At 37.5% G+C, this 15,367-nt stretch carries 14 protein-coding genes; 3 read left to right on the top strand and 11 right to left on the bottom strand.

What is annotated here, in order from left to right; genetic code table 11:
* Positions 1-25: 25 nt before the first annotated feature.
* The 6 genes from FBD94_RS02020 to FBD94_RS01995 all read right to left on the bottom strand — a co-directional run bounded on the left by FBD94_RS02020 (position 26) and on the right by FBD94_RS01995 (position 5,958).
* Positions 26-724, bottom strand: a complete 699-nt coding sequence (locus FBD94_RS02020; RefSeq protein ID WP_131607690.1) for a DUF4397 domain-containing protein — start codon at positions 722-724, stop codon at positions 26-28.
* Positions 725-736: 12 nt separating this feature from the next.
* Complete coding sequence (dnaN, locus tag FBD94_RS02015; protein ID WP_131607689.1) at positions 737-1,861, bottom strand: DNA polymerase III subunit beta; 1,125 nt, start codon at positions 1,859-1,861, stop codon at positions 737-739.
* Positions 1,862-1,896: 35 nt separating this feature from the next.
* The gene (gene gldG, locus FBD94_RS02010; RefSeq protein ID WP_131607688.1) at positions 1,897-3,570 is read right to left on the bottom strand and encodes a gliding motility-associated ABC transporter substrate-binding protein GldG; all 1,674 of its coding nucleotides are present in this window, start codon (positions 3,568-3,570) and stop codon (positions 1,897-1,899) included.
* On the bottom strand, positions 3,564-4,292 hold the full coding sequence (gene gldF / locus FBD94_RS02005; RefSeq protein WP_131607687.1) for a gliding motility-associated ABC transporter permease subunit GldF: 729 nt from the start codon (positions 4,290-4,292) through the stop codon (positions 3,564-3,566). Before gldF ends, gldG begins: the two co-directional genes overlap by 7 nt.
* Before the next feature lie 39 nt (positions 4,293-4,331).
* Positions 4,332-4,850 carry a hypothetical protein gene (locus FBD94_RS02000; RefSeq protein ID WP_136878880.1) on the bottom strand — a complete coding sequence of 173 codons (519 nt, stop codon included), beginning with the start codon at positions 4,848-4,850 and terminating at the stop codon, positions 4,332-4,334.
* 469 nt (positions 4,851-5,319) lie between these two features.
* A complete protein-coding gene (locus FBD94_RS01995; protein WP_131607685.1) occupies positions 5,320-5,958 on the bottom strand; it encodes a DUF6266 family protein in 639 nt (212 codons plus the stop codon).
* A 567-nt stretch (positions 5,959-6,525) separates the two neighbouring features.
* Between FBD94_RS01995 and FBD94_RS01990 the strand changes: the two genes are divergently transcribed.
* Positions 6,526-6,825, top strand: coding sequence for a hypothetical protein (locus tag FBD94_RS01990; RefSeq protein ID WP_136878879.1), 300 nt, complete (start codon positions 6,526-6,528; stop codon positions 6,823-6,825).
* A gap of 283 nt (positions 6,826-7,108) precedes the next feature.
* Positions 7,109-8,266 carry an ATP-binding protein gene (locus FBD94_RS01985; protein WP_136878878.1) on the top strand — a complete coding sequence of 386 codons (1,158 nt, stop codon included), beginning with the start codon at positions 7,109-7,111 and terminating at the stop codon, positions 8,264-8,266.
* An 84-nt stretch (positions 8,267-8,350) separates the two neighbouring features.
* Here the strand turns inward: FBD94_RS01985 and FBD94_RS01980 are convergent, their stop codons facing one another.
* From FBD94_RS01980 to FBD94_RS01965, 4 genes are all read right to left on the bottom strand, one after another.
* Complete coding sequence (locus FBD94_RS01980; protein ID WP_131607682.1) at positions 8,351-9,982, bottom strand: ABC-F family ATP-binding cassette domain-containing protein; 1,632 nt, start codon at positions 9,980-9,982, stop codon at positions 8,351-8,353.
* Positions 9,983-10,174: 192 nt separating this feature from the next.
* Positions 10,175-10,693, bottom strand: a complete 519-nt coding sequence (locus FBD94_RS01975; protein WP_136878877.1) for an outer membrane beta-barrel protein — start codon at positions 10,691-10,693, stop codon at positions 10,175-10,177.
* A gap of 145 nt (positions 10,694-10,838) precedes the next feature.
* Positions 10,839-11,465 (bottom strand): porin family protein, encoded by a 627-nt coding sequence (locus FBD94_RS01970; RefSeq protein WP_136878876.1) that lies wholly within the window; start codon positions 11,463-11,465, stop codon positions 10,839-10,841.
* A 239-nt stretch (positions 11,466-11,704) separates the two neighbouring features.
* Positions 11,705-12,409, bottom strand: coding sequence for an ATP-binding cassette domain-containing protein (locus FBD94_RS01965; protein WP_136878875.1), 705 nt, complete (start codon positions 12,407-12,409; stop codon positions 11,705-11,707).
* Between the two features lie 92 nt (positions 12,410-12,501).
* Between FBD94_RS01965 and FBD94_RS01960 the strand changes: the two genes are divergently transcribed.
* The gene (locus FBD94_RS01960) at positions 12,502-13,989 is read left to right on the top strand and encodes a glycine--tRNA ligase (protein WP_136878874.1); all 1,488 of its coding nucleotides are present in this window, start codon (positions 12,502-12,504) and stop codon (positions 13,987-13,989) included.
* 110 nt (positions 13,990-14,099) lie between these two features.
* Here the strand turns inward: FBD94_RS01960 and FBD94_RS01955 are convergent, their stop codons facing one another.
* Positions 14,100-15,233, bottom strand: a complete 1,134-nt coding sequence (locus tag FBD94_RS01955; RefSeq protein ID WP_235884343.1) for a galactose oxidase — start codon at positions 15,231-15,233, stop codon at positions 14,100-14,102.
* Positions 15,234-15,367: the final 134 nt, after the last annotated feature.

Genomic DNA, 15,367 nt, shown 5'->3' with positions numbered 1-15,367 from the left:
TCATAATTGAATTATAGCGAATAAACTAGTTCTGCTCAAAGATATGGCCGATTAACTGTTTATTGGCGGGATCAGTGTTTCCATCAATCCAAATCGTATAGCTTTTACCAGCAACAACAGCACCATCATAATCAACAGCAGTAAGCCAGCCAGTCGCAGAAAAAGAAAACTTTGCAGCTGCATCAACTGGAAAAAAGTCTGAGACACCAAAATATGCTAAGGAAGGAACCAAATTAGTACCAGCGCTAGAAATTGTCATGTTACCATTTAAAGTACTGTTAAAATTAACAAACCTCACATTTGCTTTACCCGCAGGAAGTGTACTCTTGCCATCGCCTAAAAATGCTAAAGCTTTTTTGCCGTCCGTAGTTAAATAATAAAAAATCGAATACTTATCACCGATAGCAATATCTACCTGAGCCCCTGTATTCGCAGTTGTAGTACCTGCATCATTTACATTAAAAGCATTTGCCCCTGAAATAATCGTAAAATATTCAGATGTATTGCCATAAACAAGTGGAGTTGTGCTTTTCTTGGTTCCGTTCACATAAAAATCTTGCGCTAAGGCTCCGTAAAATGCGTTTATGTACCTTACTTTCGCCTCTCCAACAGGTAATGGTTCAATATCATTTTTCTTGCTACATGAAGCGAGCAGCATAATGCTCGAACAAGCAATCATAAAAGCCATCCTGGTCTTTGATGATAATAAAAAAAGTTTTTTCATTGTGCTTAAAAATTAGTTATAATTATTTAACATAACCGGCATCACCAACATCAACACATCCTCGTTCTCATTGTTTGTTTGAGGAATCAACAATCCGGCTCTATTTGGCGTAGAAAGCTCCAATGTCACTTCTTCACCACTTAAGTTATTTAACATCTCAATCAAAAACCGTGCATTAAAACCAATCTCCAGGTCTTCACCTTCATATTGGCAGCTTAAACGCTCATGTGCTTCATTTGCAAAATCAAGATCTTCAGAAGAAATGTTTAGCTCACTTCCGTTGATTTTTAATCTTACCTGATGCGTAGTTTTATTCGCAAAAATAACCACCCTACGTAATGTATTTAAAAACAAAGCTCTGTCGATAACCAGTTTATTAGGATTATTAGCAGGAATAACCGCTTCGTAATCAGGATAACGCTCGTCAATTAAACGACAAACCAGGTTGATGTTTTCGAATTTAAAAAAGGCACTAGTTGCATTATAATCAACTGATACATTGATTTCTGTAGATGGTAAAGCCGCTTTTAATAAAGTCAATGCTTTTTTAGGCAAAATAAAAGAAGAACTCTTATCCGCTTTGCTATCCATACGTCTGTATCTTACCAATTTATGCGCATCAGTAGCTACAAAAGTGATGTGCTGATCAGAAAGCTGACAATAAACACCCGTCATAGCCGGACGAAGCTCATCATTACTTACCGCAAAAATAGTTTTGGTAATTGCTTCAGTTAAAACAGAAGCTGGTAAATTTACAGAAGAAGCGTTTTCTACAACAGGTATTTTCGGAAAATCGTCGCCGTTTTCACCACTTAATTTATACTTACCGTCACCTGCACTAATCTCAATAGAGAAAGTACTATCATCAATATTGAAAGAGATAGGTTGATCTGGTAATGTTTTTAAAGTGTCTAATAGTATTCTTGCCGGCACAGCAACTTTCCCACCCTCTTTTGATTCTACAGGTAAAGAAGTCGTCATGCTGGTTTGCAAGTCCGTAGCAGATATTGTCAAATTTCCGTCCTTAATCTCAAACAGGAAATTTTCCAATATAGGCAACACAGTGCTGCTGCTCGATGCACCATTAACTGTTTGCAAATGTTTTAAAAGCGTTGATGTGGATACAATAAATCTCATAGTTATGATCTAGTCAGTTCTCAAAAATATAAAAATTACCTCGCATACTTGTGTTTGCGGCAATAATGTTGAAAAATTGCAAATGATATTAACAAAAATAAAGGCACAAGCACATTGATCAGCTGCCATTGCAACTTTTCGACACGTAACTTTGCCTTATCTAATAACCTTATTTTAACCTCCTTATTGCGCAGGGCGATTAAATTATCATCATTAGCTAAGTAATCGGCGATATTTAATAGCAAGGCCTTGTTTCCAAAATTCCGTTGCGTATATCTGTCAAATCCCAATGGAAAAGTAGAACCATCTTTGCTACTCACCTGATTTTTAAAAATATCTCCGTCGCCAATCACAATCATTTTAGTCGGCTTGCTCAATGCTGGCACTCCATACTCCTCTTCAATCCCGTGGGGAACAGCTCTATTCAAAAACACTGAAGAGAAAGTACCTTCAAGCAATACCCCTACCGACTGCGGTACACTGGCATATTCCCTTGGATTAGGCTGCTCGGCTACCATCTGTAAAGAAAGCATCTTAGGTGCATTAAAAACCTTGTTAAAGGCCGAGGTATGCAGAATAACCTTCTTGCTTACACCCTTTACGCCGATGGTATCAACCGTACTTATAAACTCACTTTTAATGTTGTCAATATTTTTCACCAGAGAATTGGCCGTATCCGGCATCAAAAGCGGATAATACACCCATGGAGCCATTTGAATCTGTCCTTGTGGACCGCCCATTGCTAAAGGTATTTCGGCACAATTGGCATCAGCAACCAGGTTGTAATTTACCCGGGCGCCATACAGAAACAACATATCGTCCAGATTTAACTTACGGTTAAAAGCCAGTTGCTCCGGCCTCCCCTTTAAGCTATCCAAATCGGCACTTACCTGATCAATGCTCCAAAGTACCCTACCACCATTCATTACAAAATAGTTGATTTTGTATTTCTCAGCCTCGGTAAATTCCTTTTGCGGCTTGGCCACAACCAATAGCTTCAGTTTATCCAATCCTTTTTTATCAATCAAGTTAAGATCAACCCGCCCAACTTCATAGCTTTCAGAAAGGCTCTTAATCGCATCGCTTAAATACAGATCAGACAACTCCCCATTTCCCTCTGTAAAACCGATACGTGAATGTTCTCCTGTCAGCACCTTTTGAATCCCAGAAGTAAACACATATTCCAGATTTTGGATGGAGTTGTTGATATTTTCCTCGTAGTTACCGGTTACATCCAGATTTTGCAACAGCTTAACAGGATACCTTTTGCCATCAGCTACAATCATAGCCATCGGGAAAATAGTTTTTTGCGCAAAACCATTGTCATTTTTAATGTTCAAAGTAGTAGCTTCAATACCTGCCTGATATAAGTTATTAATAGCTGTATCTTGCTCTGCTGCAGACAATCCAGCAATAGGATCGGCAAATATCACTTTAATATCAGTCCCCGAATAAGCCTTATAATCCGTTAACAAATCACTTGTAGCGTTTCTAAGTCTTTTAAATGCAGCGGGCAAATCTCCGTCTAAAAAAACGGTAACGCTGATCGGTTGCTTTGCGGCCTTTAAAATCTCTTTAGACTTATCATTCAAGGTAAAACGCTTCTCCTTTGTAAAATCGATCCTCGTATACAGATATTGAGCAACAATATTTAGCAATACAATTGCCAACACAAAAATAGCAGCTTTAAAATATTTGTTCTTTACCATTTCCTACCTCCAATCACAAATCTGGTAAGGCCCAAAAACAGCGCTACAAAACTGATAAAATAAACAAGATCCCGAGTATCCAATACCCCACGACTAATAGACTGATAGTGTTCATTTACACTCAAACCGATAAGCAACGATTCTAAATATTGCAAAGCAAATATCTGACTCATGGCGTCAAAGCCCGTATAAACGATAAAGCAAATAAACACCGAAATGGCAAACGCAATAACCTGATTTTTAGTAACAGAGGAAGCAAAAACACCTACAGCTGTAAATGCTGAACCCAATAACAATAAACCGATGTAAGAACCGATTACAGCTCCGGTGTCTATATTGCCCTTAGGCAAACCCAATTCCGAAATGGAATAATAATAGATCAATGTTGGGATTAGCGAAAAAAGCACCAGTACTAAACAAGCCAGATATTTGGCCAATATAATTTGCCAATCGGTAAGCGGCCTTGTGGCCAACAAAATATAAGTACCTTCCCTCCGCTCTTCGGCAAAAGAACGCATGGTAATCGCGGGAATTAAAAACATGAATAAAAAAGGCGCTAAACTAAAAAAGCCTGTTAGTTCAGCATAGCCATAGTCTAATATAGAGGTATCAGGAAAAAACCACAGCAATAGGCCCAAGGCCAATAGAAAAACGCCGATGGTGATGTAAGCCATCAGTGAATTTAACAAACTAAATAATTCCCGTTTAAAAACTGCGTACATGCATTCAGATTAATGACGCCGAAGTTAGAAAAATATCCGCTAAAAGTTGTACCCAGCCCGCAATCCAACAAATGAAAGTGTTGCACCACTTCTCGACCAGCCTTCATACCTTACACCTATATCTACAGTACCACTATTAGATACCGAAAATTCTGTTCCGAAACTCGGTGCATAAGTAAATGCAGTTCCTGCGCCTCTCCCATAAGCGGTAGAAAAGGCAACACCTAACTCGCCAGCACCATAAATATATGGGGCAATAAAATATCTGGCACCTGCTTTTATCGGCACAAATCCTTCCTTGTAATTAATATTTTCTAAAATTTTCGGACCATGAAACCTTAAGTAACCGACATTTCCGATAATACTTAGGTTTTCAGAAACTGGCTTCTGATAAAGCAAGGAAACGCCTACGCCATAATCGGCTGTATTTTTATAATCTCCAATAGGAAAACCAAAATCAACGCCCAAACCAATTTTAGATTCATATTTATTTGTTTGAGCGTTGATGTGATTGAGCATTAAAAAACTTGCAACGGCAATTAATATTATTTTTTTCACGTAGTTCTTTTTTTAAGAGCCGCAATATTATAAAATATAGCCGTTCTCTAATAGCTTTATTTTTTCAAAAGTTCAAATAGTTCAGTATTGATATACAATGTCTCGCACTCGAGCCTCTTTAAATATTACTGCGTTTAAAAGTATCTACCGATTAGGTAGTGTATAAGCTAATCCTTTTAATTCAGCAAGGGCAATTGAAGATTGCACAATCTTGTCTCAATATAGTTATTGTCTCTATTTCGGTATGATCAGGAGGTAATAGAGACAATTCATTAAAGAGGACATCACTCATCATGTGAAGATAATCCCACATTCTTTACATGATGAGTGTCTCATGTAAAGAATGTTTACATAAGTTTTGTTTTATGCCAACTATATCCAAACCTACATAGAAAAGATGTAACGAAGGAGTTGAACAAAATCCAACTGTCGCAAAATTTGAGACAGTTCAAACCAAAGGGAATAGACATTAAACCGCTGTTATCTCACCTAAATACTCATTAGTAGAGGCTAGTTTTCTATTTTCAGAATAAAAACTAATGTAACAATGTAGCGTATCTCCAGCGAAATCTTCAGGAAGAAGTAACCTTGAGGCCTTATCTTCTCTTAACCCCGCATTTTCTAATATGCAAAACACTTTCTTTACCGGATTATAAACAACCAAAGTCACCTGATCATCAGCAGCACACAGCGGTGTGAAGTTTCCATTTTTCCAACTAAAGTCAACTGAATTACTTTTTATTGAAACCACCTTTGGCGACCAAGTCCCCAATAGATCTCCTTTACTAAAAATCAGCTGTTTAAAATTCACGCTTTGCTCGGGGTGAATCCCTTCAATAGTATTCAGCATATTATATGACAAAGCATCATTCATCGGAGTATACTTCGAAATATTTTGAAAACGAAGTTCAATAACGTCACGTAGCCCAAGTAAAAACCCTCTCAATAATGCCATTTTATTTCGCTGAGCCAGTTGCTTCATTGTGGAAGGCTTGTTACTTGGCCTTGGTAGCCCCCGCATATAGTCTACAGTTTTCCAACTCGCACCTACAACAGTGCCTACTTTTCCTGAGAATCCACCTAGGATCCCTTTTTTAATTCTTGCCATTTTATTTAATTTAGATTACTAATTATTTAATTAAAAGCAATATAAGCACGAAAACACGTTTCGCTACCTCCGGACTCTAAAAACAATAAAACAGGATATACTATTAAGCAAAGTCAAAATCATTAATCCTACACTATTAGTTAATTTAATAGAAATTATGTTTATTAAAAATATTATATTTATCTTTAAACAATGTGATAGCGCTGTAAATATGGCGCTAGAAATTAAGAACAATTAAAAAACGGCCAATGAAATAAAGAAACAGCACAACATATCATTACTTCTTAAATGAGGTATTAATTAGAGTCTCACTCATCAAAAATCTGACAACTGTGAACCGAGACAATAGATTAATGCCCGTAACAAATATTGTTGTACTTTTGAGGTGCACTATAGCGTTATGGGCTCTATTGTAATCCGTAGGTTCAAGGCGGTCAGATGCCCGATGTGTTGCGGTTTTACATAGAGCTTGCTATAGTTCACCTTCGTTTCATTTAAAAACGAAAACCTACACTAGCAGCTCCTAAATCGCCAGAGACTCATTTTTTTAACTTTAAAAATGAGCATATGAACCACGAACAGTATCTTCACAAAAGACCATCCGGCACCAAAGCCGAGCAACAAGAAATTGCCAATGAAGTCTTAAAATCTTTTTTTTCTGTTTATTCACTCGACGACAGCCTTGATTACCTTCGTCAAATGATCAAACAAAGCTTTTACACCAAAAAAGAATTTTTAAATAACGTAGAACGAACTAATTTGATCGCATTCTATGAATACCTTCACCCTATGATTATGGCCACCAGTATCCTCTATGAGGATAAATACCCCCTACATCAACCTAAACCAGAAACTAGTCACGCTTAAGGAGTAGTCCTCACATAGTCCACACATTCCACACACTTTCTTCACAAAAAGGTACCTTTTTGTGGGTTTGGTGTGAGGGATGTGTGAACCAGGTGTGAAGAAACCTTAAACTTGTGAAGAACTAACCTACAGGCCCAACTAGTTAAAAACGGGTTAAAAGTTATGTAATTTCAAAATAGACCTTATGTAATTTCAAAATATACTTTATGTAATTTCAAAATATACTTTATGTAATTTCAAAATAAAAGCTATGTAATTTCAAAATAGCATTACATTTGTATTCATGAATGGTTTTATACACAGGCAAATAGCAGAAAAAATAACTCAACAAAAAAGCAAATTTCCGATTATTGCTTTGACAGGCCCAAGGCAATCAGGAAAAACCACTTTGTTAAAGCAAATTTTTGCGGGCTATAGATATGTATCGCTAGAAAATCCCGATGTAAGGTCTTTCGCTACTGAAGATCCTGTAGGTTTTTTAAAGCTATACGATGAAAATGTTATTTTTGATGAAGTGCAGCGCGTTCCATCTCTTTTTTCCTACATCCAAGGTATTGTTGATGAAAGTGGAAAAATGGGACAATTCATATTATCTGGTTCGCAAAATTTCCATCTGTTAAATAATATCACGCAAACACTTGCCGGCAGAGTAGCTTTATTCAAACTTCTACCATTCGACTTCACAGAACTTAAAGGTGTAAATCTTCTCAATGAGAGCTATGCAGAAACAGCAGTAAAAGGATTTTATCCGGCAATTTACGCCAGGGAAATAGACCCAGTTGTTTTTTACGCCAACTATATCCAAACCTACATAGAAAAGGATGTAACTGAGCTGTTAAACATTAGAGACATTAGTTTGTTCCGAACATTTATAGGTCTTTGTGCAGCCAGAGCAGGACAACTACTCAACATTAATGCACTTGCAAATGAATGCAATATTTCTCAACCAACAGCAAAAGCATGGTTATCAATATTAGAAAGTAGTTATATTATATTTCAAATGCAGCCCTACCATCAGAACTTTAATAAACGCCTGGTAAAAACACCCAAAATTTATTTTTACGACACAGGTCTGCTTAATCACTTACTCGGCATCAGAAAAGCAGAAGATATGGAACAGAACAGGCTAAAAGGGAACATCTTCGAAAACATGATTATTACCGAATATATTAAGAAGAATAACCATCTATATCTTCACCAAGAGTATAACTTTTGGCAAGACAGTAACGGTCGAGAGGTGGATCTACTAATCAAAACACATAACGGATTCGATATTTATGAAGTCAAAGCAACACAGACGATTTCATCATCTTTATTTAAAGAAATGGATTATTTTGAAGAACTAACCCCAAACACTCCGATAAAGAAAACACTAATCTACGGCGGTACAGAAGATCAACAGAGAACAAAGTACACCATTACAAGTTGGAAGAATATATAAGGATCTGCATTAGCAATGTACAAAAAATGCACATCGCTAATGCAGATAAATAAGTAGCCTTCTTATTGAGCCTATTGTAAAGAATTAAAGTTCGATTTCTTTTAAGTTGTCCATTTTCTTGTAAGCCAAGAATCCTTTAATATCCTCAAAATGCTCGCGGACGCGCTTATTACCAAACTCGAATACTTTTTCTGCCAGCCCATCCAAGAAATCCCGATCATGGGATACCAGGATCAAAGTACCATCAAAATCCTTAAGGGCATCCTTGATAATATCTTTAGTCTTCATGTCCAAATGATTGGTTGGCTCATCCAGTATTAACACATTTACAGGTTCTAATAGCAACTTGATCATGGCTAAACGAGTCTTCTCTCCTCCAGAAAGCACCTTAACTTTTTTCGTGGTATCATCACCACTAAACATAAAGGCACCCAAAAGGTCTTTAATTTTTATAGAACCATCGCTTAATGGAATCTGGTTAATGGTTTCAAATACCGTTATATTTTCATCAAGCAATGCAGCTTGGTTTTGGGCAAAGTATCCAATCTTTGCATTGTGACCTACTTTTAATTCACCTTCAAAATCGATCTCGCCCATGATAGCTTTGATCATGGTCGACTTACCTTCACCATTTTTACCCACAAACGCTACTTTTTCTCCCTGCCTGATCACCATCGATGCTTTCTGAAACACCACATGATCGCCATAGGTTTTAGTGAGTTCTTCTACGATAACCGGATATTGACCCGAACGCGGCGATGGTGGAAATTTCAGGCGCAATGCTGAAGTATCCACTTCATCGATCTCAATAACTTCGAGCTTTTCGAGCATCTTTACACGCGACTGCACCGACAAGGTTTTCGAGTAAACCCCTCTAAAACGGTCTATAAATTCTTGGTTATCGGCAATAAAACGTTGTTGTTCCTCATAAGCTTTCAATTGGTGGACACGGCGGTCGGCACGCAACTGAAGATAATGGCTATACTTAGCTTTATAATCATATATTCTACCCATAGTAACCTCGATGGTACGATTGGTAATGTTATCTACAAAAGTACGATCGTGCGAGATCACTATAACCGCCTTTGCTGAGTTGATCAAGAAATCTTCCAACCATTGTATACTTTCGATATCCATGTGGTTAGTCGGTTCATCCAGTAAGATAAGATCTGGTTTCTTTAACAGAATTTTGGCCAACTCGATACGCATACGCCATCCACCCGAAAACTCAGAGGTTTGGCGGGTAAAATCCTTGCGCTCAAAACCTAAGCCTTTTAACACCTTTTCTACTTCTGCATCATAATTGATCTCTTCGATCGAATAAAACTTCTCACTCAATTCCGACACGCGTTCGATCAGCTTCATATAGTCATCACTTTCGTAATCGGTACGAATAGTAAGCTGCTCATTCAACTCATCAAGCTCTTTTTGCATCTGGTTTACCTCTTCAAAAGCTTTCATCGTTTCTTCAAAAACGGTAACCTTATCCTGGCTCAGCAAATGCTGTGGCAAATACGCTATCACAGCGTCCTTTGGACCGGTTACATTACCAGAAGTAGGTTTAGCAGCATTGGCAATGATCTTTAAGATGGTCGACTTGCCTGCACCATTCTTCCCCATCAGGGCTATCTTATCGTTCTCGTTTATCGAAAAGGTTACATCGCTAAATAGCGTGGTTCCGCCAAATGAAACGGAGATGTTATTTACATTAATCACAGTATAGAAATATTGAATTTTGGCAAAGATAAGAGAAACACATCGGATTACGACGAGAGATTTAACGGTGCGTTTAGGTAAGAAGGCACACAAACTAGCATTTATGAAGAATAGCATCCTACAATAGGATACAAAAAAGGCTGTTTGATCATCTCAAACAGCCCAAATATTATTAAAAGAATTGCGCTTCGACTATATACCGAAGTTATATGCTAATCTTAACCCAATGAAAGATGGGGCAACTAAATGATCACCTTTAGTCCAACCTTCGTAGCGTGCACCTAATTCAATTGAACCTGAATCAGATACTGGAAAATCAACACCTACCCCTGGAGAATAAGCGAATTTAGTACCAGCTCCATCTTTTGTTCCAAAAGCAGCACCAATTTCAGCCGAACCAAAAAAGTATTCACCAAAATAATATCTGGCCCCGGCTTTAACTGGAATATAGCCCGCATTTTCTTTAACACCTAAAATTTCCTTAGTTTGAAAATTGGTGTAACCAGCACTACCTGTTATCAATAGATTAGCTGCAACAGGATGTTGATATTGTAACGAACCACCATAACCTAAATTAAATACATCTCCATAATCTCCCATTGGAAAAGCGAACTCAGCACCGATACTTAATCTTGGCGTTTTAGTTTGTGCATTAACACTAGTAAATGCGAATAAACCTGCAACTGCTGTTAGTAGTAATAATTTTTTCATTTTTTTACTTGTTTAATTAATTTGATTTACTCCTTAGATGCAAAAACTTTGCCATAGTTACAGTAAAGTAAATAAATTCAAATTACTAAAAACAAAAAAGCGCCTACCGGTTCGGCAGACGCTTTTTATTATAAAAACCTATTGGTTAGAAAGAATAACCTAAACCAACAGAAAATACTCTATTTTTAGCTTCGCCACCCACAGAATTCTGAGAAACATTACTTAATCCCAATCCGTAACCTGCATGGATATTGAAACCATTACCCAATTGATAACCAGCTAAAAAGTTCACGCCGAAATCACCACGTTTAAAACCACCATCCTCACCAAATTCAACATCTGTTGACATGGATACTGATGTTCCTTCGTCAGTGCCTTTCAACTTATGCTTTCCACTGATAGCCATACCATAATAAGGTCCAGCTCCAACAAATACTTTTCCATCACCTACTGGGAAATTTACAACTGCATTTACCGGAATTTCAATGTACATTAGATTAGTTGTGATTGAGCCACCATCTACATTAACTTTAAAACCTTTATTTGATAAGGTTAAGCCTGGCTGTATACTAAACATGCTACTTAAACCAAAGTCTGCAGTACCACCTACATAAAATCCAGTAGTTGATTTTGCTTCACCTTCAGTATCTCCAGTAATAGACATTGTAGCGAAAGTTGCTCCGGCCTTAACACCAAATTTAACACCTGTTTCTTGAGCCTTAACTGCTAAACCAGCGCTAGCAATCATTAATGATAATAAAATTTTTTTCATTTTGTTTTTTACGTTAACTTATTTGGTTAAATTATTCACAAACTACCAATTAGGAGTAGTTTATTTTTCGGCAAATGTAAAGCTATTTTCACCATCAACAAAAACAATCTCAATTATTTTAAATAAACACCCATACGATATGTAAAAACAAAGTTTTATCAGACCAACTAACACATTAAAAATCAACAATTAGCGTATAACGACAAGAAAAAAGACAATAAAACAAGATTAAAACAGCATTACTTGGTCAACTTCTTGAATATTTCTTCCAAAGAAACGCCATGTTGCTTTTTTAGCTCGACTATTGGAGCATTCGCCACGATATTCCCCATATTGATAATAATTACGTCATCACAAATGGCTTCTACCTCCTGCATGATATGCGTAGAAAGAATAACAGTTTTATCTTTCCCCAATCCTTTTATAAGGTCTCGAATCTCAGAAAGCTGGTTTGGATCGAGTCCTGAGGTTGGTTCATCCAGGATCAATACTTCAGGATTATGAATAATGGCCTGCGCCAGTCCTACCCTTTGTTTGTATCCTTTTGATAGCATTGCTATCTTTTTATCCTGCTCGACAGTTAAACCTACCTTTTTAATGACCTCTTCTACCCGCAACACCGCATCCTTCAATTGATAAGTATTAGCCACAAACAACAAAAACTCCTTCACATACATATCCATATATAATGGTGTATTTTCAGGAAGGTAGCCCATGATCTTTCTCATTTCGAGATTTTGAGTCTGACTATCATAACCACATAAACTGGCCGTTCCAGAAGTAGGTTTCAAATAACCGGTGAGCATACGCATGGTGGTTGATTTCCCTGCGCCATTTGGCCCTAAAAAACCTAATATTCTGCCCGGCTTAGCTTCAAAACTAATTCCATCTACTGCTTTCTGTTTATCGAAATGCTTGGATAGCGCGGTTACCTTAATACTCAATTTGTTTTATTTTTAGATTTTTACCTCAAACTTCTGATCAACTTCAAAAGTAGGAAAAAGTTATTGCCCAAATCTTATATATTTGTATCATTATGGCAAAGAATACTAACGACGAACAATTTAAAAATGTAATATCACACGCCAAGGAATACGGTTTTGTATTTCAAAGCAGCGAAATTTATGATGGGCTAAGTGCCGTATATGATTATGGGCAACTGGGTGCCGAATTAAAAAATAACATCAAAACTTATTGGTGGAAAGCAATGGTGCAAATGCATGAAAATATCGTAGGGATAGACTCTGCCATATTTATGCATCCTAAAGTGTGGAAAGCAAGTGGACACGTGGATGGCTTTAATGATCCTATGATTGACAATAAGGATTCAAAAAAACGTTACCGTGCCGATCAGCTCTTAGAAGATAAAATCACCCGTTATGAAAAAGACGGAAAAACAGATAAAGCAGCTAAGTTACAAGCTGATATGGATGAAGCTTTAAAAAGCGAAAACCTACAAGAATTAAAAACATTAATTGAACAACATGAAATCGCCTGTCCTGTAAGTGGTACAAAAAACTGGACAGATGTTCGTCAGTTCAATTTGATGTTCAGTACGCAGTTTGGTGCAATGGCAGAGGGTTCTGAAGAGGTTTACCTTCGTCCGGAAACTGCTCAAGGTATCTTTGTAAATTTCCTGAATGTACAAAAATCAGGACGCATGAAGATTCCTTTTGGAATTGCACAAATCGGTAAAGCATTTAGAAATGAGGTGATTGCCCGCCAGTTCATCATGCGTATGCGTGAATTTGAACAAATGGAAATGCAATTCTTCGTTCGCCCAGGTGAAGACGAGAAATGGTTTACTTACTGGAAAGAAGCTAGATTAAGATGGCATGCTGCATTAGGTACTCCTGCTGAGAAATATCGTTTCCACGACCATGTTAAGTTAGCGCATTATGCCAATGCAGCTACTGATATCGAGTTTGAATTCCCATTTGGCTTTAAAGAAGTTGAAGGTATCCATAGCCGTACAGATTTCGATTTAACACAGCATCAAGAGTTCTCTGGCAAGAAAATGCAGTACTTTGATAATGATTTAAACGAAGAAGGCAAGCCTTATGGAAACTACGTTCCTTATGTAATTGAGACTTCAATTGGTTTGGATCGTATGTTCCTTTTAACCATGATCAATGCTTTTGAAGAGCAAGACTTAAGCACTGAAGATAAACAAGACAGCAGAACGTTATTGCGTTTACACCCTTGTTTAGCGCCATACAAAGTAGCCATCTTCCCTTTAACTAAGAAAGATGGTCTTCCTGAAAAAGCAAAAGAGATCATGAACAACTTAAAGCTTGATTTCAATTGTATTTACGAAGAGAAAGATGCGATAGGAAAGCGTTACCGTCGTCAGGATGCCATTGGTACTCCTTTCTGTGTAACAATTGATCACCAGACATTAGAAGACGATACAGTTACTATTCGTCACCGTGATACAATGGAGCAGCAGCGAATTGAGATTAAACACCTTGATGAGATCATTGCAAGTAAAACAAGCTGGAAAACATTGTTACGCAAAGACTAATAAAAAGGACCTGCATAATACTTCGGGTCGTCATTAGCACTAATTCAGGAGAACGACCGAACAAAATAAAAAGTCGCTTTATCATAATGATAAAGCGACTTTTTATTACCTTATTTAATCACACCCAACATTACATTTGGCGTCCGGATTCCCGGTTTCACCCCACCATTTGAAAGTACAATATTTCCGTTCCACATAGTCGCGGTTGTGGTAACCTGCGCTGGAAAAGGCAAATCTGCAATCTTACTCCACTCGTTGGTCATGGTATTATACAACAACATCCCTCTATAAAAACCTCTATGATGGATGCTTATTTCATTTTTTTCTTTAATGAGTCTGGCCTTAAGCTCAACATCATCCGTTTGAGCTATTTGGGCCAGGTAGTTTTCAATTTTATGGAAGGTTTTTCCATTATCTCCCCCCGTAATCAATATCCAGCGATCACCAATACCTACCCCTGCTCCCGCAGAAAAATTAGTTACATTTTTTCCATCGCTGATCGGCGCAAGTTCTTGCCAATTCTGTCTGCTAACATTATACACGTAAGTTGTAGCATGTAGATCGCTTATTCCTGAAGCAGTTTTTGTCCTCCCTCCTATGACAAAAATATTTGTGCCCAGTCTGTCTTTTTGCACCACAACTACGGCATTACCCAATGCAATGGGCAGATTAGGCAACACTTTCCATTCGGGGTTCTGTTGGTTCAGATCCAAGCTAAAAAAAGCATTGGATGATTTCTTTTGCAAATCGCCCCCGACGGCATAAACCACATTACCAATGCTTGTCAAAGCCATATTGGTGACAGCAATAGGCAAATTGGGTAATTGAACTACTGTTACCTTATTTCTATGGTTATCCCAGTTTAATTTATAAGCCTTATTGGATAAGACTTTATCATTTTCGCCACCGGCATACACTACCCCCGCAGGAGTTGAGGTATTGCCACAATAAGCAATTGGCTCTGGAAGTACCTCTGTCACTTGTTTGTTCCAATGAAATCCATTTATAGATTTTTGCAACACATGAATTTCACTGGAATAATATTTCCTACCCCCATCCCAGGGCATTTTGTCTGGAAAATTTGCTCCACCAGCTACAATTAGTACATTATTATGAACAGCATTAATGGCACCCGCAAAACCCAAAGAGATGTTCCCTTCAACATTTTGCAGGCTTGCTGCTACGATCCATTCCACACTGGGGTCTTTAATTTCTTGAGAAAAAACAGGTGCTGTGATTAACATGATATAAAAGAATAAGAAGAAATACTTATAAATTTTTTATTAGGTATTAACGCCGACACCTACTGATTTGAAATTATGAAAGCCGACTGTTTCTACGTCTTCCTTAAACAATTCAAATCGGGATCCGTTCATAT

The sequence above is a fragment of the Pedobacter hiemivivus genome (assembly GCF_005144565.1).
Taxonomy (GTDB): domain Bacteria; phylum Bacteroidota; class Bacteroidia; order Sphingobacteriales; family Sphingobacteriaceae; genus Pedobacter; species Pedobacter hiemivivus.
Note: the sequence above shows the minus strand (reverse complement) of the source record. Positions and strands in the feature narration are given on the sequence as shown.

Excerpts from the sequence above, each read along its gene's own strand:
- FBD94_RS01995 (WP_131607685.1), bottom strand. The coding sequence starts at position 5,958 with ATGGCAAGAATTAAAAAAGGGATCCTAGGTGGATTCTCAGGAAAAGTA.
- FBD94_RS01975 (WP_136878877.1), bottom strand. The coding sequence starts at position 10,693 with ATGAAAAAATTATTACTACTAACAGCAGTTGCAGGTTTATTCGCATTT.
- dnaN (WP_131607689.1), bottom strand. The coding sequence starts at position 1,861 with ATGAGATTTATTGTATCCACATCAACGCTTTTAAAACATTTGCAAACA.
- FBD94_RS01955 (WP_235884343.1), bottom strand. The coding sequence starts at position 15,233 with ATGTTAATCACAGCACCTGTTTTTTCTCAAGAAATTAAAGACCCCAGT.
- FBD94_RS01985 (WP_136878878.1), top strand. The coding sequence starts at position 7,109 with ATGAATGGTTTTATACACAGGCAAATAGCAGAAAAAATAACTCAACAA.
- gldG (WP_131607688.1), bottom strand. The coding sequence starts at position 3,570 with ATGGTAAAGAACAAATATTTTAAAGCTGCTATTTTTGTGTTGGCAATT.
- FBD94_RS01960 (WP_136878874.1), top strand. The coding sequence starts at position 12,502 with ATGGCAAAGAATACTAACGACGAACAATTTAAAAATGTAATATCACAC.
- FBD94_RS01990 (WP_136878879.1), top strand. The coding sequence starts at position 6,526 with ATGAACCACGAACAGTATCTTCACAAAAGACCATCCGGCACCAAAGCC.
- FBD94_RS01970 (WP_136878876.1), bottom strand. The coding sequence starts at position 11,465 with ATGAAAAAAATTTTATTATCATTAATGATTGCTAGCGCTGGTTTAGCA.
- gldF (WP_131607687.1), bottom strand. The coding sequence starts at position 4,292 with ATGTACGCAGTTTTTAAACGGGAATTATTTAGTTTGTTAAATTCACTG.
- FBD94_RS02020 (WP_131607690.1), bottom strand. The coding sequence starts at position 724 with ATGAAAAAACTTTTTTTATTATCATCAAAGACCAGGATGGCTTTTATG.